The following is a 1,206-nucleotide window of genomic DNA, read 5'->3' as shown; positions in this document are numbered from 1 at the left end:
TGGATGACGATAGCCAACCGACATGGTATTCCTGCTGCTCTGAACGATGGGATCTCGCCGATGCCGTCACCCACTGGATGCCCCTGCCAGAACCACCTGACACCAACGTACCAGGAGGATGAGAGCATGACCACCTACCTACTCATGGCCGCCCTGTGGGGCGGCATGGCCTGGCTGGCCGGGAGCGTCATCGACAAGAGCCGGTAACACTCAATCTGCACACTTGACATAGTGTTTTACCTGCTGTATAATAGCAGTTAGTAGCTGGGAGATCGGCTGCTGTTAGCAACCAGGTTACATCATGTAACCTGCCATTGACCAAGTGAAGGAGTGAACCATGGGCATATATGCCACCCCGCGAATCGACAACTTCGCATACGCTAAGCGACTGTGGGCAGACACACCACCGTGGCGAGAAGCCAGCACCCCCAGCGCGCGCCCGCTCGCCTTGCGGCGCGACAAGCACATCACCATCCGCTCAGATGACGCCCCGGACAGCCCGGTCTACTGTCGGCTGTACAACACGGATTGCGTGACGTTCCACGCGGACGGCATCGTGGAGATCCGGGGCTACCCCTCCAAATCGACAGTGGACTTCATTCACAACATACTGAGCGGGTACGTCCGGCCGCTGCGCCTGTGCGACGCCTACCTGGTGGATGGCGGCCGGGTAGTATGCGGTCCCGACATCGCCATCCGGCTGCCCGACACCTACAAGCAGCCGGTGGAAGTGGGGAAGGCCGACCCGTTCAAGTTCTATTCCCTCGACCGCAAGAAAGTCAACGCACTGCTCAAGTCTCTGCGATGGCGGGAGTTCCGGACGTGGGCGTTAACCGCCTTCGATCTTCTGGTGGACGACACAGACGATCGCGCCCGACTGTACGCCGCCGCAGAGGAAGCGTTCCCCGAGATATTCGGATGCCCACAATTCGCACCGGTGTGGGTGTGGTTCGACAGTATCTCGGGGAGCGAATGGGTGGCCAAGATTCGCAAGGGCATCATCCGCAAAAACATCGCCACCCTGCGCGATGTCGAAGAACTGCCCTACTGCGAGGATGAACAGGAGTACCGGCGCAAATTGCGGGCACACCTGAAAGCCACCTGAAGTTACACAATGTAACCTGAAGGCAAGAAACATGACTACCACAACCGCATGGGCACACCTGCCCAACGCCAAGCACATCGACGCCGTGCTGGCCGACGTGA

The 1,206-nt window shown here is 59.2% G+C and carries 2 protein-coding genes; both read left to right on the top strand.

What is annotated here, in order from left to right:
* A partial coding sequence (locus E4680_RS14510; RefSeq protein ID WP_240696204.1) for a hypothetical protein occupies positions 1–207 on the top strand: 207 nt, incomplete at its 5' end.
* A gap of 130 nt (positions 208–337) precedes the next feature.
* Positions 338–1,105, top strand: a complete 768-nt coding sequence (locus E4680_RS13875; protein ID WP_135283020.1) for a hypothetical protein — start codon at positions 338–340, stop codon at positions 1,103–1,105.
* Positions 1,106–1,206 lie beyond the last annotated feature (101 nt).

It is taken from the genome of Candidatus Macondimonas diazotrophica, from assembly GCF_004684205.1.
GTDB classification, from domain to species: domain Bacteria; phylum Pseudomonadota; class Gammaproteobacteria; order UBA5335; family UBA5335; genus Macondimonas; species Macondimonas diazotrophica.
Note: the sequence above shows the minus strand (reverse complement) of the source record. Positions and strands in the feature narration are given on the sequence as shown.